Annotated in this window: 11 protein-coding genes; 6 read left to right on the plus strand and 5 right to left on the minus strand. The window is 33.6% G+C overall.

Translation table 11 applies throughout. The annotated features are described in order from the left end of the window. Window positions 1–40 precede the first annotated feature (40 nt). The 5 genes from EYW44_RS03445 to EYW44_RS03465 all read left to right on the plus strand — a co-directional run bounded on the left by EYW44_RS03445 (window position 41) and on the right by EYW44_RS03465 (window position 19,269). Window positions 41–3,049: a glycoside hydrolase family 48 protein gene (locus EYW44_RS03445; RefSeq protein WP_132722266.1), complete on the plus strand. Its 3,009-nt coding sequence runs from the start codon at window positions 41–43 to the stop codon at window positions 3,047–3,049. Window positions 3,050–3,176: 127 nt separating this feature from the next. Further along, on the plus strand, window positions 3,177–6,293 hold the full coding sequence (locus tag EYW44_RS03450; protein ID WP_165872147.1) for a PKD domain-containing protein: 3,117 nt from the start codon (window positions 3,177–3,179) through the stop codon (window positions 6,291–6,293). 33 nt (window positions 6,294–6,326) lie between these two features. Beyond that, a complete protein-coding gene (locus tag EYW44_RS03455; RefSeq protein ID WP_165872148.1) occupies window positions 6,327–8,420 on the plus strand; it encodes a cellulase family glycosylhydrolase in 2,094 nt (697 codons plus the stop codon). 12 nt (window positions 8,421–8,432) lie between these two features. Then, complete coding sequence (locus EYW44_RS03460) at window positions 8,433–12,347, plus strand: glycosyl hydrolase family 8 (protein WP_132722268.1); 3,915 nt, start codon at window positions 8,433–8,435, stop codon at window positions 12,345–12,347. Window positions 12,348–12,549: 202 nt separating this feature from the next. Continuing rightward, the gene (locus EYW44_RS03465) at window positions 12,550–19,269 is read left to right on the plus strand and encodes a PKD domain-containing protein (RefSeq protein WP_132722269.1); all 6,720 of its coding nucleotides are present in this window, start codon (window positions 12,550–12,552) and stop codon (window positions 19,267–19,269) included. Window positions 19,270–19,341: 72 nt separating this feature from the next. Here EYW44_RS03465 and cdaA read toward each other — a convergent pair whose 3' ends face one another. The 3 genes from cdaA to EYW44_RS03480 form a co-directional block, all read right to left on the minus strand. Then, window positions 19,342–20,121 carry a diadenylate cyclase CdaA gene (gene cdaA, locus EYW44_RS03470; RefSeq protein WP_132722270.1) on the minus strand — a complete coding sequence of 260 codons (780 nt, stop codon included), beginning with the start codon at window positions 20,119–20,121 and terminating at the stop codon, window positions 19,342–19,344. A gap of 149 nt (window positions 20,122–20,270) precedes the next feature. Next, complete coding sequence (locus EYW44_RS03475) at window positions 20,271–20,885, minus strand: ExbD/TolR family protein (protein WP_132722271.1); 615 nt, start codon at window positions 20,883–20,885, stop codon at window positions 20,271–20,273. A 148-nt stretch (window positions 20,886–21,033) separates the two neighbouring features. Next, window positions 21,034–21,855, minus strand: a complete 822-nt coding sequence (locus EYW44_RS03480; RefSeq protein ID WP_132722272.1) for a hypothetical protein — start codon at window positions 21,853–21,855, stop codon at window positions 21,034–21,036. Between the two features lie 220 nt (window positions 21,856–22,075). Here EYW44_RS03480 and EYW44_RS03485 point away from each other — a divergent pair, with 220 nt between their 5' ends. Beyond that, window positions 22,076–22,531, plus strand: coding sequence for a hypothetical protein (locus EYW44_RS03485; protein ID WP_207893739.1), 456 nt, complete (start codon window positions 22,076–22,078; stop codon window positions 22,529–22,531). 69 nt (window positions 22,532–22,600) lie between these two features. On the opposite strand, the gene EYW44_RS03490 is transcribed toward EYW44_RS03485, so the two are convergent. Both EYW44_RS03490 and EYW44_RS03495 read right to left on the minus strand, forming a co-directional pair. Then, on the minus strand, window positions 22,601–23,416 hold the full coding sequence (locus EYW44_RS03490; protein ID WP_207893740.1) for a sterol desaturase family protein: 816 nt from the start codon (window positions 23,414–23,416) through the stop codon (window positions 22,601–22,603). Beyond that, window positions 23,413–23,757 carry a hypothetical protein gene (locus EYW44_RS03495; RefSeq protein WP_132722274.1) on the minus strand — a complete coding sequence of 115 codons (345 nt, stop codon included), beginning with the start codon at window positions 23,755–23,757 and terminating at the stop codon, window positions 23,413–23,415. Before EYW44_RS03495 ends, EYW44_RS03490 begins: the two co-directional genes overlap by 4 nt. Between the last annotated feature and the right edge of the window lie 68 nt (window positions 23,758–23,825).

Raw genomic sequence — 23,825 nt, forward strand, 5'->3', positions numbered from 1 at the left:
ACAGTTTTAGTAAATAACCTTTTAATCAAAATGAACAACAATGAAGAAAAATTTAATTAACAAGTTACAACTGTTATGCTTGGTCCTAATAGTAGGTTTTCAAGTACCAAATTGTAATGCAAGTACCGTCGATAATACTAAAGAGATGGCGAATACTTGTGCTTTTGATACGCCCGCAGCTAGCGCTTTACCATCAATAAGCAAACAATTTAATAACATCTTTGTATTGGGAACAGGTGGTCCAAATTTTGATAATGTCTCTAACTTTACAATTAATTGGGACTTAACAAATAATGGATTGTATCAGTTTTCAATGCTTACCAATAATGGAGTACCATCTTGGTGGAATGATTTAAAACCAAAAGTGAGTCAAAATTTTAATTCGTCACAACCAGAAATTACAATTACGAATTCTGGGTTTGCAAACTTTGACGGTTCTTATTGGGCTACCATAGATAATGGAAACTTTGTATTAGTATCAAAAACAGGTGCATTTACCATTTATTTCAGTAGTACAGCAACAGCTCCTGATTGTAGTGGTTCTGGTGGTGGAGAAAATAATGATCCAGTAGCAGATTTTACAGCAACTCCTGTATCTGGTGATGCGCCATTATTAGTAACTTTTGATGCATCAAGTTCATCAGATCCAGATGGAGATAACTTAACATATGCTTGGGTATTTGATGATGGAAACTCTGCAACAGGAGAAGCTACTCAAAATACATTTACAAGTGAAGGAACTTACAATGTTGAGTTAACTGTAGATGATGGAAACGGTGGTACTGCAACTAAAACAACAGTGATTACCGTTAGTAAAGGTGACCCTGATACAGACCCAGATCCAGACCCAACTGGAAATATCTACATAGATAGGTTTAAAGAAATGAGAGCTAAATTCTTAGACAAGAATAATGGATATTTTAGTAAAGATGGATCTCCGCACCACTCTATAGAAACATTAATTGTAGAAGCACCAGATCATGGACATGAATCTACAAGTGAATTATATTCTTATTGGTTATGGTTAGAAGTAATGAATGGACGTGTAACAGGTGATTGGGCTCCGTTAAGCAATGTATGGGATAAAATTGAAGAATTTATCATTCCAACAAAAGCAGATCAGCCAACAAACGCTGCTTATAATCCATCAAGTCCTGCGGCATATGCTCCAGAATTTCCATTACCAGAAAATTACCCAGCACCATTAGAGTTTTCTGCACCTGTGGGTGTAGATCCTGTATCATCAGAATTAACAGCAGCTTACGGACCAGAAGTATATCAAATGCACTGGTTATTAGATAACGATAATTTCTATGGATATGGAAATAGAGGAGATGGTGTAAGTACACCTTCATACATTAATACTTTCCAAAGAGGAGAGCAAGAATCTGTATACGAAACAATTCCACACCCATCTTGGGAAGGATTTGATTGGGGAGGTGCTGATGGTTATTTACCATTATTCACAATCGATCAAAATTATTCAAAACAATGGAGATATACGAGTGCTACTGATGCTGATGCAAGAGCGGTACAAGTAATGTATTGGGCACAAGTATATGCTAAAGAGCAAAATGTAAACTTAAATATTTTAGACTTAGATAAGGCTACTAAAATGGGTGACTATTTAAGATTAGGAATGTTTGATAAATATTTTAAGCCTTTAGGAGTACAAAGTGAAACTACAGGAGCTGGTACTGGTTACGATAGTGCACACTATTTAATGTCATGGTACATTTCATGGGGAGGAGCAGTAGATACTTCTGCACCTTGGGCATTCAGAATTAGTTCTAGTCACTGTCATTTCGGATATCAAAATCCTGTTGCAGCTTATGCTTTATCTCAAACAAATGAATTAAAGCCTATTACTCCAAACGGATCAAGAGATTGGGGTGTAAGTTTACAAAGACAATTAGAATTTTACACTTGGTTACAATCTAAAGAAGGTGGTATTGCAGGTGGAGCAACAAATAGTTGGAATGGAGATTATAGTCCATATCCAGCAGGAAAGTCTACGTTCTATGACATGGCTTATGACCCTAACCCAGTATATCATGATCCAGGAAGTGGAACATGGTTCGGATGGCAAGCTTGGTCTATGGAAAGAATTGCAGAGTACTATTATATTACTAACGATCCTATGGCTAAAAACTTAATGGACAAGTGGTCTAGTTGGGTTAAAGATGTATTTATTTTAATAGGTGAAGATGATTTTGATGTACCTGCTACTTTAGAGTGGACTGGTGAGCCAGATACTTGGAATCCTAACAATCCAGGTAACAATAATGGTTTAAGTGTAACGGTTACTGATTACGGTAAAGATTTAGGAATTGCAGCTTCTACAGCTAAAGCATTAATTTATTATGCAGCAGCTACAAAAAAGTATGCAACACTAGATACAGAGTCTCGTGATTTAGCTAAGGAAATTTTAGACAGAATGTGGAGAACTTACAGAGATGATAAAGGAGTTGCTGCACCAGAATCAAGAGGAGATTTCTCAAGAATTTTTGAGCAAGAAGTATTTGTTCCTAATGGATTCTCTGGAACTATGCCTAACGGTGATGCTATTCAACCTGGTGTTAGTTTCTTAGATATTAGATCTGGATATAGAAATGATCCTGAGTTTGCAAGATTAGAGCAAGCTTACAATTCTGGTCAAGAGTTTACTCAAAATTACCACAGAAGTTGGGCACAAATTGAAGTAGCACTTGCAAATGCAGATTATGGATACTTCTTCGGAAATGATCCTGTAACTACTACAGTGAAAGCTAAAGAGCCTAAGTTAGTGGCAGGTGTATATCCAAATCCAGCATCAAACTATGTAACTGTATCTGTAGATAATGTAAATACATTACAACCAACAGAAGCAGTTAGTGAAACAATTCTTCGTTTAATTGATATCACTGGACAAGTAGTAAGAACTAAAGAGTTTAAAGGAACTTCAAGTACACAACTTTCTGTAGATGCCTTAGCTAAAGGTCTATATATTTTAGAGATCAATGATAAAGCTAACGGATTGGTAACTACCAAAAAACTTATTGTAAAATAGTTTCTAGAGAAAGGGAAATTTAGTGTGTTTTTTTATTGAGATAGAGAGGAGTTGTACAACTCCTCTCTTTTAAACTCGTAAAAGGCATTGTTTTAATTAATCAACCCAATAAACTAAAATGAGAACAATGAAAAACTTAATTCACAAAATACAATTGTTGTGTTTAGTGCTATTATTTAGTTCTTTAAATATACTATCACAGTCAAATAAAAACATGTCAAACTTTGTGTACGCAGAGGGAGATAAATTCATGTTAAACGGAAAGCCTTTTTATTTTTCAGGGGCTAATGTGTACGATTTTTTTACCTACGGATCCTCAAGCGGAGATATTGAAACTCAGTTTATGGATAAAGATCGTATAGATGCTCATATGAGAAAATTATATGAAAACGGTATTCGAGTAATACGTATTTGGGGATTTAGCCATGAAGATTGGCACGGATTTGAACCTCAAAAAGGAGTGTATAGTGAAGCACAATTTTCTCTTTTCGATTATGTAGTAAAATCAGCAGAATCTAATGGATTAAAATTAATAATTGCATTAGAAAATTACTGGAATGACTATGGAGGAATTAAAGATAGATTAAAGTGGGAAGGAATAGATGTAGAAGGTGCAGGTACTCATGATCAAGGTCAGTTTTTTACCAACGCATCGGCTATACAAGGATATAAAGATTATGTAGAGTATTTTATCACTAGAAAAAATCATTATGACGGAGTAGAGTACAGAAATGATCCTACAATTTTAGCGTGGGAATTAATGAATGAACCAAGATACCAAGGTTTTGGAGATGATTTAACTTCAGATACATTGAGAGCTTGGGTTGATGATATGGGAGCTTTTATAAAAAATATAGATTCCAATCACTTATTAGGTACAGGTTTAGAAGCACACGGACTTAAGTATGGGTTTGGAGGAGATGAAGGAAATGATTTTATTAAAATTCACGAATCACCATATGTAGATTTTACATCAGCGCATCCTTATATTAGAGAGAGTTGGGCAGATTTCACTTTAGATGAAACGATGGCACTAATTTGTCAATGGGCAGATGAATCTCACGATCAAATTAAAAAGCCTTTATACATAGGTGAATTTAATGTAGAAAAAATAGAAAGATTAGAATGGTGGGATGAAATTTATGGATTTATAGAGGAAAAGAAAATTGGAGGTAGCGCATTTTGGTGGTTTCCTGATAACAATACACCTAGAGATAAGTTTGGTGTTTTTGAAGGAGATATAGAGCTAGCTATTTATAAAGAGCATGCTTTCAAAATGGAAGAAATGTCTGGAGGTGAAATTATATATTCATCATTAATGTCACCAAAATCAGGCGATAAATATGTATCAGGAAGTTCAGTACATATAGCTACCAATTTAATTAATGAAAACAATACGGTTAGCAAAGTAGAATTTTATGCAAACGGAGTTAAAATAGGCGAAGATAGTATTGCTCCTTTTGAATTAGATATACAGTTAGCTGATGGAAATTACAGTATTACTTCAAAAGCTATCGGAAGAAATGGCGATAGTAAAACATCTACTCCAAGAACTATTCAAGTTGGTGGAGACGGTATTTTAGCTTTAGAATATAAAGATGCTTCAGAAGGTACAGTAACAAATATTATAAAACCTCATTTCAGAATTAAAAATAATGCATCGGTAAGTGTTGCATATGAAGATTTGAGTATTCGATATTGGTTTGATATTGAAAATGATTTAGCCTTAAGTTTTTTTACAGATTATGCACAAATAGGAAGCAGTAATGTAAAAGGAAAGTTTGTAACTGTTGATGAAGATACACGTTATTTAGAAATTACTTTTACAGATGGTGCAGGTGTATTAGAAAGCAATGTAAACTCAGGGCGAATAGAGGCAAAATTTGCCAACAGCAACTGGTCAGATATGAATCAAGCAAATGATTATTCATACAACAGTTTGCAAAAAGAATTTAAAACTTGGAATAGAGTTGGTTTATATTTAAACGGAGTTTTAATTAGTGGAGAAGAACCTACAGGGATCACTAATAATGCTCCTATAGCTGTTTTAAATGCTTCAACATTATCGGGAGATGCACCTTTAGAGGTATTATTTGATGCATCGGCTTCAAGTGATACAGATGGAGATACGATTACGTATGCATGGGATTTTGGTAACGGAGATACATCAACAGAAGAAACGGTTACATATACTTTTACTGAAAGTGGTACTTATGAGGTTACTTTAACCGTAAGTGACGGAATATTGTCAACTACTGCTACAGAAACTATTACAGTTAAGTCTACAGATGTAGTGGCAAGTTTTATTACAGATACTACTTCAGGAGTAGCGCCATTACTAGTTAATTTTGATGCAACAGCTTCTACAGATCCATCAGGAAATGGATTGTCATATAATTGGGATTTTGGAGATGGAGCTACAGATACAGGTGTTACCGTTGCTCATACATTTACGCAAGTAGGTTCGTATGAAGTTGTGTTAACTGTTGATAATGGAGCAGGTCTTTCTGATACAGAAAGTATGACGATTACTGTAAGAGAAGAAACGACCGCATCTATTGGGTTGGAGTATAAAGATGGAGGAGGTAATGCTACCGATAATATGGTTAATCCACATCTAAGAATTGTAAATAATGGTAATGAATCGGTGAATTATGAAGACATTTCTATTAGATATTGGTTTACTTCTGAAGGAAATAATGATTTGAATTTTTGGTGTGATTGGGCACAATTAGGTTCTCAGTTTGTAAACGGAACTTTTGGAATATTAGGAGGCGTTAATTATTTAGAAGTTTCTTTTGATGCAGGTGCAGGTGCATTAGCAGCTTCACAAAACTCAGGACCAATTCAAGGGCGTTTAGCAAAATCAAATTGGAGCCCGTTTGATGAAACGAATGACTATTCTTACAATGCTGCCGCTAATAGTTATCAGCAAAATAATAACATCACTTTATATCTTAACGGAACTTTAATTGCTGGTACAGAGCCGTCAGCATTAGCAACTAATGAACTGTCATCAGTAACCATATTCCCAAATCCAGCTACCAATTACATTAATATAAAAGGTTACGAAAACACCAGTAACTTAATGATTAGAGTAATTGACTTTTCAGGAAATACCATCAATAAAGATAGTTCAAATAAAGTGATGGTGAACGATTTATCGCAAGGAGTATATACCATAGAAATATACAATCCGAAGACGAATGAAAGTGTTAGAAAAAAACTACTAATTAAAAGATAACATTAAAATTCTTTTGAATCAAACAGTCTAAAAATGAAAAAAAATATATACAAAGTTTTAACGCTACTATGCTGTTGCTTTTCTGCATTATTAATGGCACAACAGCAAAATTACTTGTCGGTATCAGGTAATAAATTAATAGATAGCAGAGGTAAAGAAGTTCGATTAACAGGAGTAAATTGGTTTGGTTTTGAAACGCAAAATTTTATGCCTCATGGTATTTGGACCCGAGATATGAAAAGTGTTTTACAGCAAATTAAAGATTTAGGTTTTAACACCATACGTTTACCTTGGTGTAATGAAATGTTAAATGCAGAAACTACAATAACCATTCCTTCTTATGGTTCAGATGCTTACACAGGTATTTCGCCAATGAATGAGGTAGAAACCAACATAACAAAACCAATTGATTTGTTAGATGTTTTTGTACAATGGTGTCAAGATAATAACATGAAAATTGTATTAGATAATCATTCGAGAGCTTCTGATGCCTTTTTAGATGAAGATTATTGGTATACAGAGGAGTATTCAGAAGAACGTTGGATTAACGATTGGATTTTTTTAGCAGAACGTTATAAAGATTATTCGGCAGTTGTAGGAATGGATTTAAATAATGAACCTCATGGATCTACATGGGGTAACAGTAATCCGGCAACAGATTGGAATAAAGCAGCTGAAAGATGTGGGAATGCAATTTTAGAGGTAAATCCAAATGTACTAATTATAGTAGAAGGAGTTGGAGAGTTTGAAGGAAATTCTTATTGGTGGGGAGGTCAATTAATGGGAGCAAGAAAGTATCCTGTTCAATTGTCTGATCAAAGTAAATTAGTGTATTCTGCTCATGAATATGGACCAGAAGTATCTGCTCAAGATTGGTTTAATGAGCCTAATTTCCCAGACAATATGTCTTCTATTTGGAATGACAATTTTGGATATTTATACGAAGAAAACACATCTCCGTTATTTGTTGGAGAATTCGGAATTAAAAATCAAGATGCTTTTAATGGCATTTCATACACTTGGTTTACCGAGTTAATGCAATTTATGGGGAGTAGATATTCTTGGACTTTCTGGTGTATGAATCCTAATTCAGGAGATACTGGTGGAATTTTACAAGACGATTGGGCTACAGTAAATCAATGGAAATTAGATGTGTTAAAGCCTTATTTTGAACCAGAAATACCAAATGTAATAGGAGGTATAGGAGATGAAAACCAATTGCCAATTGCTCAATTTACAAATGAAGCCGTAGTTGGTGATACGTTAACAGTGGCTTTTGATGCTTCTGATTCATCTGATCCTGATGGAGATTCATTAACATATTCATGGGATTTTGGTGATGGTAACACAGCTACAGGTTTACAAGTAAGACATACTTTTGTAGGTGAAGGTGAGTATATGGTAGTATTAACGGTTAATGATGGAGAAGTTCAAGTTTCAACTAGTAAATCAATTATGGTAACTCAAGGTGAAGGACCAGGAGGTTGTGCTTTTGGAGCACCCTTGGCTACTCCTTTGGCAACTATAAATGCAACTTATAATCATATTTTTACTTTTGGTAATGCACCAGATCTTAGCAATGTTGTAGATTTTACGATCAACTGGAATTTAGCCAATAACGGTTTGTACCAATTTTCTATGAATACAAGTAATGGTCAGCCTTCATGGTGGAATGATTTTATACCTAAAATTACCCAAAATTTTAATCAAGTGAACCCAGAAATTACAATAGCTAACTCAGGTTTTCCTGGTTTAGACGGAAGTTATTGGGTAAGCATTCATAATGATAATTTTGTGTTAGTTTCAAAATCACAAGGATTTACTATTTACTTCAGTACAAGTTCACAAGAACCAGTTTGTGAAAATTCAGTAGGAATAAACCCAATAGCGCTTACCGTATCACCTAACCCAGTTTTAAATGAACTGTTAGTTGAGTCAGATACAAGTTTAAAAAACACCACAGTTAAAATCGCTAACTATTCAGGTGTAATTATTTCTGAACAAGAAATTACAGACGATGCAAAAAGTAAAGTTTTTGAGTTAAGTAAACTAGAAAGCGGTATGTATTTTATCCATTTACAAAAAGGAAATCAGACGATTATTAAAAAGATAATCAAACGATTCTAAAACCAAAAATTGATGAAAACTATTTTAAAAAGAACGATAATTTTAATAGCACTGATTATATTCGGTGCCTTTCATCAAAACGTCTTTTCACAAAACACAATTCGTGTTGAAAATGGAAAAATTTACAGCTCGTGCGATGAAGAAATTGTCATGCGAGGATATAATGAAATGTTCATTTGGTCGCAAGATAGAACCGGAGATGTTATTTTACCAGAAATAGCCAAAACAGGTTCTAATGCAGTTCGTTTAGTATGGACAACAGAAGGTAACGAAGCTGAATTCGATCAGTTAATTAATAACAGTATACAAAACTCAATGATCCCTGTAGCAGAATTACACGATGCTACAGGAGATTTTAGTAAGCTACAAATGTTATTAGATTATTGGAAGCGTCCAGCAGTATTATCAACCATACAAAAGTATAAGAAATGGCTTATTGTAAACATTGGTAATGAGGTAGGAAACGGTTCAGAAACTACAGCACAATGGGTTGCTTATTACAAAGATGCAATTACACAATTAAGAGAAGCAGGTATTGATACGCCTTTGATGATTGATTGTGGAGGATATGGTAATAGAGAAAGTTATTTTTTAGAAGGAGGAAATGAATTGTTAGAATTTGATCCATTACACAACATCATTTTTGCTGTTCATACCTATTGGACAAATGGTGATGATCAAGCAAAAGTAGATCGATTAAATTTAATGATTGAAGATGCAAAAGCTAAAAAACTACCTTATATCATTGGTGAAGGTCCTCAAAAAGTAGCCTCTCCTATAGCTTGCGGACAAAGTTTTCCGTATGTAGAAATGATTAAGAGATTACAAGAAGAACAAATAGGATGGTTAAGTTGGTCTTGGGGAGCTGTGAATAATAACGATTGTGGTTCACCAAACAGTGAGTTAGATGTTACTACCGATGGAAAATTCGGAAGTTGGGCTACCAATTTTGCAGAGGAAATTTCGGTAACAGATGTAAACTCTATAAAAAACACCTCTATCATTCCAGCATCAATGTTAGATCCGAGTATTCCAGCTTGTGGAGTAACTTACACCATTGAGGCAACTACTAATGTTGGAGGATCAATATCACCATCAGGAAATGTAATTATTTCTGAAAATGAAAATCAAACTTTTGATATAACAGCTAATCGAGGTTATAAAATAGGAGATGTATTGGTAGATGGCGCTTCAATTGGTGCAGTAAATACCTATACTTTTACAAATGTAACTACCAATCATAAAATTAACGTTGTTTTTGAAGATGTGCCTTTACCGCCACAAGTACCGTATGTAAATGGTCAACCGCAATCAATACCTGGAAAAATAAAAGCGACTTCTTTTGATTTAGGAGGAGAGATTGTAGCTTATCATGATACTACGATAGGAAATGATGGTGATGGGATAAGACCAGAGGAAGATGTAGATACAGAATCTGGAGGTGATGGCGGCAATATTGGTTTTACAGCAGACGGAGAATGGATAGAATATACGGTTAATGTTACTCAGGCAGGTGTGTATTCATTAGATGTATTAGTCGCTTCAGCAGTATCAGAAGGAGCTTACCATATTGAATTTGATGGTGTAGATGTAACAGGAGTACAAAATGTAGCAGCTACAGGTGGATGGTCTAGTTATGTATCTCAAAAAATATCGAATGTTACACTTAGTGCAGGTGAGCAAGTAATGAGAGTTTTTATAGATAAAGGATCTTTCAATTATTCAACCATAACGTTTACTTATGAATCAGATGCTGGTGGTGATACAAGACCAGCGCCGGTCATTCCAAACCAACCATCGTTTGTAACAGATGTGTATCGTAATATGTTTGTAGAATCAGGAAGAAGCGAAGCGGCTGTTCAACAAAAATTAGATCAATTGTGGAATCGATATTTTGTAAATGGAGATGCAACATCAGAAAGATTGCTGTACGAGGTAGGCAATGATATGGCTTATATTTTAGATACAGGAAATAATGATATTCGTTCTGAAGGAATGTCTTATGGAATGATGATTTGTGTGCAATTAGATAAAAAAGAAGCTTTTGATAAGCTTTGGAAATTTGCAAAAACATACAGTCAGCATAAGCCAGGTGACGCCAGAGAAGGATTGTTTTCTTGGCAATTAAACACTACAGATTATGGGATGATAGATCCAAACTCTGCCCCAGATGGCGAAGAGTATTTTATTACTGCATTATTTTTTGCTGATGCAAGATGGGGTAGCCAACAAGGAACGGGTAATTTTAATTCAGAAACCGACGTATTTAATTACAAAGCACAAGCAAATTATATTTTAGATAATATGATTAACAAAGCAAGTGCAAATAGCGGTCAATGTCCAACCAATTTAATTGATTTAAACGAGAAACAAATAGTGTTTACTCCTTGTGGAGACTCGGCACAATTTACAGATCCTTCTTATCATTTGGCGGCATTCTATGATCTTTGGGCAATGTATGCAGATAATAATAACGACTTATGGGCAGATATGGCTACCAGAAGTAGAGATTATTTATTACCAAGAGCTGCGCATCCAGTAACTGGATTAACTCCAGATTATTCTGGATTTGATGGGAGTCCTAAAGATGACTTAAATCGTGGGCATTTTGGGTTTGATGCTTGGCGAGTAATTATGAATATGGGATTTGATTTTGCATGGTTTCAAAAAAGTAAAAACAATACTCAAACAATCATTAACAATCAAATTGATTTCTTTAAAGACAAGCCAAATTATGAAGGTTCGTGGAGTTTAGATGGTACCACACCAATTACTTTTGATCATAATCCTGGTTTGGTGGCGTGTAATGCAGTAGGAAGTTTAGCTATAGCAGATGCAAAAGTTTGGCCATTTGTAGATGAGTTATATGAATTATCACCACCTTCTGGAATGTATCGTTATTATGACGGATTGTTATACATGATGAGTTACATGCATTTAGCAGGAGCATTTAAAATTTACAAACCTAACACGAGTGAAAACAAAGCACCTACAGCTATGTTTGCGAGTAGTGTTGTATCTGGTACAGCACCATTACAAGTAAATTTTGATGCCAGTGGTTCTTTCGATCCAGATGGAGATGCATTAACCTATGCATGGACTTTTGATGACGGAAATACAGATACAGGAGTAACTGTTGCGAATACTTTTTTACAACCAGGTACTTACAATGTAACATTAACAGTAAGTGATGGTACTTTACAAGATTCAGCAACTACTGTAATTACGGTAACAGATGATTCGCCACCAGTAGGTTGTACTTTTAATACACCATTGGCAAATCCATTACCATCGATTAGTGCCTCTTACAATCACATACACGTACTAGGTCAAGGCGGACCAGATTTAAGTAATGTAACAAACTTTGGTATTAATTGGGGCTTACAAAACAACGGATTATGGCAACTTTCTATGAGTACCAATAATGGATCGCCTTCTTGGTGGCAAAATTTATTGCCTTTAGTAACTCAAAATTTTAATCAGTCGCAACCAGCAGTAACAATTACCAATTCTGGTTTCGCAGGTTTAGATGGTAGTTATTGGGTGGCAATAGATCAAGGTAATTTTGTAATGGTTTCAAAAAATAAAAACTTCAGTATTTATTTCAGCAATTCAGCTAATAAACCAAATTGCGAAACCACGGTTATATCTCAAAATACGCAACGTATAATCACTAGTATAGGACCGAATCCGACGGAAGATTTTATTTCAGTCTTTTTTAAAGAAAGAAAAGAGTCTTTGAATAGCTTGAATTTAAAAGGAACTATCCGTTTAATGGATTTAAGAGGACAATTATTAAACGAGAAAAAGTTTACATCAGAATCTGAGGTTACGATCTCAACTCAAGGATTACTGAAAGGAATTTATGTTCTTGAAATCACAGATTCTCAAGGAAATATTATAAGAAAGAAAATAACCAAAAAGTAAAAAATAGTTTAATCGCAGGGCGATAACCAACCTTTATCAACAAGTTTCTATGCATGTATGAGTCGTTGATAAAAGGGAATTTCATGTTGAGGTAAATCTCTATAAACAGTAGGTTTACCTTCACATGAAAAAGGATATAATAGAAAGCGTAAAAACTTTTGGTGTTAGACAGTCAACCATGAAAAACTAACAAAAATCTATCATGAAATTTCAAAGTAAAATACAAATCAAAAGTATTTTTAAAACACAGAAAAAAGTCAACCGTTCTATTTGGTATTTATTATTCGTTTTTGTTTCGCTAGGTCTTGCAGTAAGATCGGCGTTACCCGTATATGACGGAACCAAAGGACCAGAAATGACAAAGCAAACTTGGCCAAAAGGAACTTTTTTAGCCAATTTTCCAGAAGGAGATCGTATCAATACTTACCACCGTAATTATTTAATGATTAACGGACAAGCAGGTACAGGAGTTTGGGATATTTCAAATCCTACAACACCTAAAAGAGTACAATTTAGTGAAGACGCGAATAACGGACACCGTTGGTGGAAGTTAGAAGGAGACCTTTTTTACAGGGAATATTCAGTGCCAGAATTACAAGGTACCGGTTATAAGTATTTAGACTTGTCAGATATGTTAAATAGAAAACCAGTAACATCTTCTGATATTTTATACACTGTAAAAGACGGTCAGGCGAATTACGATAATCTAGAAACTTTTCCTCATACGATTGTTGGCAATCGAGTATTTGACATGCGAGATGGAAAACAAGTAGATAACATTCCTGTAAATGCATCAGTACCAGATGTAGTAGTGCGTGTAGGGAACTATGTTTTTTACGCACCACAAACAGGCGCTATTAATGTGTTTGATTTTGGAGATCCTGATAATATTAAATTTTTAGGAGCTTTTGGAGGAGATATTCCCCATGAGCAATACAGTACAGGAATTCAATTATGGAGAAATTACCTAGTATTTATGAGTGGTAACCAAGAACCAGATGCGTTGGTTGGTTTTGATATTAGTGATCCAACCAATGTAAAAAGAGGGTTTAGTTTACACTCAGATCAAATTACTTTGGGGCGTTACATGATTTTTCAAGATGAATTTGGTTTCTCAGGAAGGTTTGATAGAGGGGTAAAGTTCAATTTTGAAACGATGGAAATAGATCATGAATTTTTTCCTCCGTCAAGTGATGAAACATTACAATTTATAGACAATCAATGGATGCCAATTGGACATATTTTGGTAGCAAGTGGAGATGATAAGACCTCTATTTTTGCACATCAAGATGAGTTAGATACTAAAGGTCCCTCAGTAGGACATCATTTTCCAATTTCAGGAGCTATCAATCAGCCTATCACATCTACTATAGGTTTTGTAATTAATGAAACGTTAAACGATCTTACTTTAAATGATCAAACGATACAAGTACGTCCTTTGGGTGGAGAGGTAATTGAGGGAGATGTTACAACTACTTCTTACCAAGTAATTAATTATGCGCCTAAAAAGAATTTATTACCTAATACTACTTATGAAGTAAAATTTGTAGCAGGAGGAATTAAAGATGCTGTAGGAAATGGAATGGAAGAATATATCTTTTATTTTACTACAGGAGGCAATTCGTCTAACCAATCGCCAGAGGTTACCAGTATAGATACCAATGTGGCTTCTCCAGTAACTATTGGTAATCAAGTAACATTTACAGCAAATGCAACTGATCCTGATGGAAATGCATTGAGTTATCGATGGGATTTTGGAGATGGATCAGCAAAAACAGACTGGACTACTAATGAAGTAGCGCATAACTATACAGCTGCTGGTAATTATACTGTTCAAGTGCAAGTATCTGATAATAATGGAGGGTTTACAGTAGCCTCTAAATCTATCGTAGTTTCTGAGCCATTGGCAAGTACTTTACCAACACAATCGGGACCAATTATTGTAGATGAAGTCAATCGTATTGTTTGGTCAGTAAATCCTGATAATAATTCAGTAACGCTTATCAATGCAGATACTTTTAAAATAATCAAAGAGGTAACAGTAGGGAAAGATCCGATAAGTGTAGCGTTAGATGCAGCTAATAATGCTTGGATTACATGTAGAGATTCTGACGAAGTATATGTGTTAAATACCAATGGAGTTGTGCAAGATACTATAGCACTAACAAGAGGAACTAGACCATATGGGATAGTGTTTACACCAAATTTAACAAAGGCCTATGTTTCGGCATTTGGTTCTGGAGAGATCATAGAAATAAATCCAACGACTAAAAGTATTGTCAATTCATTATTCTTAGGAACTACTCCAAGAGCAATGGCAATTACAGGCGATGGAAAAAAAATGTTAGTAACACGTTTTATTTCTCCAGATGAAGAAGGACAAGTTTGGGAAATAAACTTACAAACATTAAATACTAAAACTATTGCATTGCCATTAGATGATTTTACAGTAGATAATGGAAATGAGGCACGTGGATTGCCAAATTATGTATCTGGTATTAGTATTCATCCTAATAATAAAACAGCATGGTCTGTAGCTAAAAAAGATAATATTTTAAGAGGACATGCAAGAGATGGAAAGGCACTTACTTTTGATAATAGTGTAAGAACAGCAATTTCTCCGATTGATTTGGTATCTGGTAAAGAAAAACTAAATGATCGACTAGATTTTGATAATCACGGACAACCTTCGTCAGCATTGTATAGTCCTACAGGAAATTATTTGTTTGTAACCATGCAAGGAAATAATAGAATTATTGTAGTAGACCCAAATACTGGATTGGAAATTTTAAAACAAGAAGTTGGTAAATCGCCACAAGGAATGGCATTTGACAAAAGTACCAATCGTTTATTTGTGAAAAACTTTATGGATCGTACTGTTTCTGTTTTAGATGCTACAAATATGGTAACCGAAGGAACTACAGTATTACATAATTTAGAAACAGTAACTACAGTAAAAAATGAATTGTTATCTGCAACGGTATTAAAAGGAAAACAAATTTTTTACGATGCTGCAAACTTAAAAATGGGTACCGATGGTTATGTAAGTTGTGCAAGTTGTCATGTGGACGGAACTCAAGATGGAAGAACTTGGGATTTTACCGATAGAGGAGAAGGGTTAAGAAATACCATTTCGTTAGTAGGTAGAGCAGGAACTGGACATGGTAGAGTGCATTGGAGTGCAAATTTTGATGAAATTCAAGATTTTGAAAATGATATTCGTACACATTTTAAAGGACAAGGTTTTATGAATACTTCAGATTTTAATGAAGGAACTACAGCTTTAACTTTAGGGGATACCAAAGCAGGAAAATCAGTGGACTTAGATGCTTTAACAGCTTATATAGAGTCGTTAGATACTTTTGAACCGAGTCCTTATAAAAACAATGATGGTTCATTAACAGCAGATGGAGTTGCAGGAAAGGAAATTTTTAAAGATTTACAATGTGCTTCGTGCCATAGTGGAGGTATTTTTACCGACAGCCCTTCAGGAAAACTTCACGATGTAGGTACAGTAGTTGCTACTAGCGGTAATAGACTTAAAAATACGTTGCTAGGTTTAGATGTACCAACTTTAAAAGATGTTTGGGCTACGGCACCTTATTTACACGATGGTTCTGCGAAGACTATTGAAGAGGTATTAACAACACGTAATACCAATGATGCACACGGAAACGTATCTTCATTGAGTAAAAAAGAAATTGATCAGCTTATAGCATATATCAACCAAATAGATGGAGCAGAATTAAATAATAATGATACGCAATTATTAGAAATTGCTTCGCCAGCAGATGGAGCAGAAATAAGTACTTCAGATCCTATAAAACTATCTATTGATAGTAACATTAAAGGTATTACCAAGGTAGCCTATTATGTAGATGGTAATTTGGTTGAAACAGTAGACAAAGCTCCGTTTGAAAGCGAATGGCAACCAATTATTTGGAAAACTTATGTAGTTACCGCAAAAGTGTTTTATAACAATGGAAAAACGGCTTCTATTACACCAGAAGCTAAAGTGAAGTATAAAAACACAATTAAAGTACTATTTGTAGTAGGAGATAAAACAAATTTATCGAGCGAAGATCAGCGTATTAAATCGAGGTTAGAGCAACAGTTAGGTTTTACAATTACCTTGTATTCAGACGAGGAAGCAACAAGTCCTCAATCTGCAAATCCTTTTGATTTAGTATTGATTTCTGCTACTGTAGACCCTAGAGAGTTAGGAAATGACTTAGAAGGAGCTAGAGTACCCTTGTTAACTTGGAACCCTTTTATGTATAATCGCTTAAGAATGACATCGGGTTCTTTAGATACAGGTTTTGGTATTACAAGAGAAGGATATTCAGAAATAGCGATAGAAGCACCTAATCACCCTATGGCAGCCAATGCAGGAGCACAAGCAGCAATGTATAGTATTACACAAAGTTTCCCTTTTGGTAGTCCATCAGCAGAAGCAATAGTAATTGCAAAAGCAGGTGACAAACCTATTTTATTTGGTTATGAAGCTAGTGCTACGATTCCATCAAGAAGAACTGCTTTTCCATTGCGTGATCAGTTTATGCATTTATTAACCGAGCAAGGGTTGAAAATGTTTGATGCAGCGGTGTTATGGACTTTACATGGTGGTGATGCAGATACTCCAATTGGTCCGTTACCTGATGTATATTTTACGTCGCCAACCAACGGACAGTTGGTAAATGCACCAATTTCAATTGAGTTTGAAACGGAAGGATGGGATTTACCATCACAACAATTTCAGTTACGATACCGAATTGATGGACAGGATAGAGGTTTAATTACTTCGGAAGGAGTGCATGATGACTTAACTAGTTTATCGGAAGGAACTCATGAACTTACTTTACAAATGGAGCGTAGTGATAATTCGTTAACAGAATTAGGAGACACAATTACCGTTACGGTAACCAATGATCCGTTGCCAAAAGATCCGACAGTAATAATAGAATCACCTTCAAATGGAGGTTTGGTAGCTCCAGATTTTAATATAGAGTTTTCTACTATTTTATGGGATTTAGCTGTTGGGGGAAGACATGTGGCTTACTTTTTAGATGATGTAAAAGTGAGTGATTTGTTTACAATTGCTCCAATCACTGTGACTAATTTATCGGAAGGAAATCATACTATTAAATTGGCATTGGTAGAAGCAGATGGAATCTTAACAGGAGAGTTTACAGAAATTACAGTCACTGTTGATGATAGGCTTACGAATTTACCAAATACAGATTTTAGTATTGAATATAAAGACAATAGTGCTGGAGTTAATTCATCAGAATTAAAACCTGCGTTTCAAATTGTAAACGAATCGGATGAAAATTTACCATTAAAGGATTTTAAAATTCGATACTGGTTTACTCCAGAGCATACCAATGCAATGGTTTTTAATATTGATTACTCGCAGCCAAAAGGGGTAACTGGTCTGTATGATGCTTTAGGAGCAGAGAATTATGTAGAGCTAGGGTTTACGAATGCATCTGGTAATTTGAATGCCAATTCTAAATCTGGACAAATAGTTACTAGATTGCATCATTCAGGATTTAAAACACACAATCAATCGAATGATTTTTCTTACGATCCAGGAAAAAAATCGTTTAAAGAGCATGTAATGGTCACCTTGTATCATAAAGGTGTATTGGTTTGGGGATTAGAACCTGATGGTTCTGTTCAAGAAAATAGGGCACCTGTAGCAGCATTTACCAATAGTACTAGTTCGGGGCAATCGCCTTTAACGATTCAGTTTGATGCTTCAGGATCTTATGACCCAGATGGAGATGCAATTACGTATGCATGGGATTTTGGTGATGGAAATACTGGTGTTGGTGAAATAATATCACATGAGTTTACCACAACAGGAAGTTATATTGTAGAACTAACTGTAAGTGATGGAACAAAACAAAGTACCGAAACGGTAACAATTTCTGTAAGTGATACACCTGTAAATACAGCACCAGTAGCAGATTTTACGTTAAGTACTGCATCTGGAACAGTGCCGTTGATTGTGGAGTTTGATGCCTCAGATTCTTCTGATATTGATGGAGATTCTTTAACTTATTCATGGGATTTTGGAGATGGTAATACAGGTACTGGAAAAATGATTTTTTATGAGTATCTTGTAGTTGGAGATTATAATGTAACACTTACCGTAAGTGATGGACTTTTACAAGATACTAAAAGTGCTACCGTAAGTGTTGTTGCCCCTGGTGGAGGTAATCCATCTGGTTGTGAGTTTAATACTCCAGTAAGCAATCCGTTACCAAGTATTAATACTACATATGATAATGTTTTTGTTTTAGGTACTGGTGGTCCAGATTTGAGTAATATTGATAAGTTTACTATTAATTGGAATTTAGCAGATAGCGGATTATGGCAACTGTCTATAAACACAAATAATGGAGTGCCGTCTTGGTGGAATAATTTAATACCAAGTATTACACATAATTTTAATCAATCACAGCCTGATATTACCTTTAGTAGTTCTGGTTTTGCAGGGTTAGATGGTAATTATTGGGTAACCTTAGATGGAGATAATTTAGTGTTTGTTTCAAAAACTAAAAACTTTACAATTTATTTAAGTACAAGTGCCAATAAACCAAACTGTAATGCGTTAAATAGAGTAGTAGCTTTATCTGAAGTAGATAATGAAAAAAATACATCATTATCAGAAATTGTAGCATCCCCAAATCCAGCTACAAACTTTATTAGAATTCATAATATAGCTAACAAGTTTGCTGAAGGAACGGTAGTTAGATTGATCAACTTGCAAGGGAAAGTTGTAAGAGAACGAACATTAATAGACGCTCAGAGTACTGAGTTGTCAGTTAGTGATTTGTCTAAAGGACTGTATATTTTAGAAATTAATGACAATACTAAAAAGCTGCCTATGGTTAAGAAAATAGTAATAAAATAAATAGCAATGAAAAATAATTAAATTTGGTTCAAATTCGGTGTTGAAACTGGTCACTTCAACATCGGATTTTTTTTATGATGATAAATCTTTTTTCAAGGTTTCTGTTAATACTTCAATCGTTTTATACAACACAAAATTACCATCTTTTATATAAGAAATTTCACCTGTTTCTTCAGAAACTAAAATACATACAGCATCTGTTTTTTCTGTAATACCTATGGCTGCTCTATGTCTAAGACCAAAACGAGCAGGGATTTTAGTGTTTTCAGAAACAGGTAAAATAACTCGAGAAGCAATTACATAATTGTCTCGTATAATGGTAGCCCCATCGTGTAAAGGGCTGTTTTTATAAAAAATACTATTTAAAATAGCAGTGTTTACCAAAGCATTCATGGTATCACCAGTGCTAACTAAAAAGTCTAATTTATTGGTTCTCTCGATAACTATTAAAGCTCCTGTTTTAGTTTTAGAAAATTGAATGCAAGTTTTTATAATGGTATCTGCATCTGTTTCTGTACTAATTTCAGATTGTAAAAATTTTAGCTGATTTAAAAATCCTCTTTTAGCAGAAAAGTTAGTAGTACCAATCATTAATAAGAATTTTCTTATTTCTTGTTGAAATACAATGATTAAGGCTATAACTCCTCCAGATAATAAGTATCCTAAAATACCACTCAACATTTCCATGCGTAGGGCTTGCGTAATTTTCCAGATTAAAAAAATTAGAGCAATACCTATAACAATGTTTATGGCTACTGTACCTTTTAGTAGTTTATAAATATAATACAACAGTACGGCAACAAGTATAATGTCAAGTATATCTAAAACAGAAAATTCAATAAAATCTAACATATAATGGTTACAATATAAAAAGTAAGATTGATATCCTTTGTTTTGTCGTTCCGAAAAGGTATGACGAAGGAATCTATATGTTTACAAGCAGATTACTTCATGGTGTTACGTTACATTCGTAATGACATTTTCGTAAAAGTACTAATAATTTACTTTTGTGCCATATTTGTTGTCGTTTCTAAATCGCCAATTAACAATGGATATTTAGTACGTACCGTTTTAATTTGATCTAAAACTTTAGGATTTCTTGTTTTTCTGAATTCTTCTTCTAACACATGGTAGTTTTTTCCATACATTTTATAAGCTAATTGGTTTCTTAAAGTAGCATAGGCTGCGTTTACCTGATCTAATACCATTACATAGGTTTCATAACTGGCATCTCTATCAGCAGCAATGGTAATAAAAGCTTTTGATGGATGATCTGATAAATTACTTTTTTTAGTACCTGAACACCAATCACAAGAATTACCATCGATGTCTTTTCCACCACCGTTATCAATAAACTCTAACGTCATTTTCTGAATTTCATTAGCTGCTACCACACGGTCGCTAATCCAAATTTCGTTGTTTTTGTTAATGTTTACATCAAATACATTTCTATCGTGTAGTTTGATATTAGTAGGATGAGTTTGTTTTTCGGCTATTTTTCTGAAAATCCCTTTATCAACATCCATAGTAGTAGTTACTAAAAAGAAGATTAAAAGTAAAAAGGCAATGTCTGCCATAGAGCCCGCGTTAATATCTGAAATACGCTTTCTTTTCATAATAAAGTAGTTTTAATAATTAATAAAATTGTTAAAAGCTTGGTGTGAACAATTTTTGGTTTTAACAAAATTTAACAACTACTATGCCATAAAAAAGAAAGCGTATGTAATCATACGCTTTTATAAAGTATTTTAGGGACTTGTATTTTTAATCCCAACTATAGAATTTTTGATTATTCCAACTGAAAATAGCAATTGTTACTCCTGTATTTGGTTCAATATTTTCAGAAGCAAAAGTATCTAGTATGTTATCTAGATTTTCAAATTCAGTATTATTGGTATACGTGAAATATTTAGAAGGATGATTGACCCAGTTTCCACTAGAGGTTTCTTGGTAGGGAATTCTTCCTTCTCCATTAAATTCGAATTCAGTAAAATTTGGATTTTCTCTTAAAATGGTTAAGAAGTCGTTGTAAATATGTGTATTATTCGTATTGGTGCCACAAACAAAAGCAAAAGAATTTTGTGGAATTCTGAAGGTATGATTGTATAGCGAGTTTGTAAAATTACTGGTTATAGTTGTAAATGATACTTTTTCTGTACTAATAGCAATGTTATAAGTATCTATGGTTTTTCCGTTTATAAAAGTAATTTTATTAAAAGTTTCAGGTAAGTCAATATACGCTGTTGCAGGACCTGTAGCAGTTAAACAGATTGTTGGTTCTTTTATTTTGTTGAATCGTATAATTAACTCATCATCTCGTTTAAATATATTGTAAGAAATGCCATAGTTTACACAACCATAAAATTGCTTTGTAGCTAATTTTAACTGGAGTTTTGGTGTAGTTATTCCTTCAGCTTTGTAAACCTCAATAGGCATAAAGTTGATTTCTCCTTCAATAGCATCGTCTATAATAACATCTTTATAGGCTACAATATCTTGGTATTCTATGTTGTCATCAATAATCTCGTTATTATTAGTACAGCTAATAGTAATGATAGCAAAGGCTAATAGAATAATTTTTTTCATTGGTATTGTTTTTTAAGTAGATGAAAAAAAGTTGTAATGGTTGCGTTGGTTTTTTTTGATGGATAATTTTGAAGGGGGGAGTTTATGAAAAATAGTATAAAAATACCATTTAGACTAAATTGAAATGATGATACTCACATCGTTTTCTATAAATTTGTTTTGAAAAATACATCAGTTCTCTTTGTTATGTATAAATAAAATTTAAAGTAGATTACATTATATGAAAAAGAATGGTTTTTATACGCTACTATCAATGATAGTATTAACATTTAGTTTTTGTAGCAGTGATTATAAAATTGATCGTTTCAGTTTAGAATATACTAATTGGTATGGAAGTGAAGGTGTTATGTACAAATACGTAATCAATCAAGATAGTTTGAGAATACATTATGATTGTGATTTTGAGAATTGTAAAGACACAATAATTTATCAGAAAGTATTGAATAAGAAAAAGGTTTATAATTTTTACAGTAAACTAAAAAAAATTAAAACAGATACATTAAAAAAGTTTTATGTTGGAGAATATCCCCATGATAGAGAAGTCATAGAAATAAAAGGGGATAGTTTAAATAATATACGAATAATACTTAGGGATTATTATCATCCAGAAGTTGAAAAAATAACATTAGAAATTGATAAGATTGTAAATTTGAAAAAATTTAGTATTCACAATTAATTACCAAAGAAATAAACAGATTGTTTCACTACACTGCGTTTCGTTCACAAAGACGTTTTTGAGAATTGTTTATGTTTTAGTTTTTTTTAAAAAATAATTCCAAATTCTTTTAGTAACTAATGGTGCAATTATTTGTCCTAAATAGGTTTTTGGACTTTTCTCTATAATACCAAATTGTTCAGGTTCATGATTAGGGCATTTATAAGTGCCAAATAAGATGTCCATAATAGGAGAAATATTAGCATAATTACCAGCTCTTCTATCTAAATCGTGATGCCAGTGATGTAACTCAGGCGCGCCAATTAAGATTCTTAAAGGTCCAATAGGTAATCTAACATTAGAGTGAATATAGATAGCCCAAATACCTCTAAAAGCAATAATACCAGCAATAGATTCTAAAGGAAAGCCCATAACAAATGCTGGTAGATTAATTAAACCAATAGTATAAATGGAGTCAAGTGGATGTTCACGATGAGCCGCTAACCAGTCGAGATGCTCAGCACTGTGATGTACTTTATGAAAACGCCATAAAAAATCAACATTATGCTGTAAACGATGTCCCCAATAAATTAAAAAATCACTTAGTAAAAGAACTTCAATTATTTGTAAAATAAAAGGCTGATTTTTAACTGTTAATTGAAAAGGCTTAGGGATAATTGAAGTTAAGTATTCACCAAAGTAATTTAGTGTAAATAGTACTAAGCTACTCCAAAGAAAATATTGACCAAGAAAAAAACAGAAATCAAGGAACCATTTCGGTCTAAAGAGTTTTTGATTCTTTTTTGCAGGAAAAACTTTTTCCATGGGAATAAAAACAAGTGCTAAAAAAAAGAAGCTAATGAAAGTAACTTCAAGTAGTTCGTATAACTCTCTTAAAGACATCATTTTTTAGAAGAATTAGTTTTTATAGAGTCCGCCATTTTCTTTAAATCGTCTTGAGTAAATATTATTCCCGATTTAGAACTAGAAAGAATAATTTTATCAGACTCTATAGACATAGAGTCCATTTCTTTTTTTACAGAATCATTAATTACCATTTCATGATCTTTTAAAACGATTAATTTAGAAGAAGATAAGAGTTGAATTTTTTTAATTGAGTCTACTTTTATAGTTGAATTATTTGTAGGTTGCTGATTTTTAAAATATCCTGATTTATATGCCACAAAAGCAATTATAAGAGTTGTAAAAAAAGAGAGGGTGATTCCTTTTATAATTTTGTTTTTCATTTGCAATGGGTTTAGTTTTATTTACAAAAATAGAAAAATCCACATTGATATCATTTTGATTATCAATA

It is taken from the genome of Tenacibaculum sp. M341 (genome assembly GCF_004337695.1).
In the GTDB taxonomy this organism is placed as follows: Bacteria; Bacteroidota; Bacteroidia; order Flavobacteriales; family Flavobacteriaceae; genus Polaribacter.

Coding starts and splice junctions, on each gene's coding strand:
- EYW44_RS03445 (WP_132722266.1), top strand. CDS start 41: ATGAAGAAAAATTTAATTAACAAGTTACAACTGTTATGCTTGGTCCTA.
- EYW44_RS03450 (WP_165872147.1), top strand. CDS start 3,177: ATGAAAAACTTAATTCACAAAATACAATTGTTGTGTTTAGTGCTATTA.
- EYW44_RS03455 (WP_165872148.1), top strand. CDS start 6,327: ATGAAAAAAAATATATACAAAGTTTTAACGCTACTATGCTGTTGCTTT.
- EYW44_RS03460 (WP_132722268.1), top strand. CDS start 8,433: ATGAAAACTATTTTAAAAAGAACGATAATTTTAATAGCACTGATTATA.
- EYW44_RS03465 (WP_132722269.1), top strand. CDS start 12,550: ATGAAATTTCAAAGTAAAATACAAATCAAAAGTATTTTTAAAACACAG.
- cdaA (WP_132722270.1), bottom strand. CDS start 20,121: ATGTTAGATTTTATTGAATTTTCTGTTTTAGATATACTTGACATTATA.
- EYW44_RS03475 (WP_132722271.1), bottom strand. CDS start 20,885: ATGAAAAGAAAGCGTATTTCAGATATTAACGCGGGCTCTATGGCAGAC.
- EYW44_RS03480 (WP_132722272.1), bottom strand. CDS start 21,855: ATGAAAAAAATTATTCTATTAGCCTTTGCTATCATTACTATTAGCTGT.
- EYW44_RS03485 (WP_207893739.1), top strand. CDS start 22,076: ATGAAAAAGAATGGTTTTTATACGCTACTATCAATGATAGTATTAACA.
- EYW44_RS03490 (WP_207893740.1), bottom strand. CDS start 23,416: ATGATGTCTTTAAGAGAGTTATACGAACTACTTGAAGTTACTTTCATT.
- EYW44_RS03495 (WP_132722274.1), bottom strand. CDS start 23,757: ATGAAAAACAAAATTATAAAAGGAATCACCCTCTCTTTTTTTACAACT.